The organism is Xenorhabdus bharatensis (assembly GCF_037996705.1).
GTDB classification, from domain to species: domain Bacteria; phylum Pseudomonadota; class Gammaproteobacteria; order Enterobacterales; family Enterobacteriaceae; genus Xenorhabdus; species Xenorhabdus bharatensis.
Map to the genome: position 1 here is coordinate 1 of NZ_JBBMXG010000126.1, position 219 is coordinate 219.

Below are 219 nucleotides of genomic sequence, written 5' to 3' on the forward strand. Positions count from 1 at the left end.
TGCGCATCCACGGCCAAATGTATCTTGGTATTGAGCCCCCTTTTGTGATCCCCATATCCTGATTACCGCCTTGCGCGCCTGCCGCATCGGGATGAACCTTAATATGGCTGGCATCAATCAGTAACCACTCGAAATCGGGGTCATTCACCAAGTGTTCAAGCAGCTTTTCCCATATTCCTTTATCTCTCCAACGGCAAAAACGGCGGTGGGTATTTTTCC

The 219-nt window shown here is 49.8% G+C and carries 1 pseudogene; it reads right to left on the reverse strand.

Features of this window, described 5'->3' with window-relative positions:
* Nucleotides 1-219 (reverse strand): annotated as a pseudogene (locus AAC855_RS21855) (IS5/IS1182 family transposase); the annotation flags it as partial.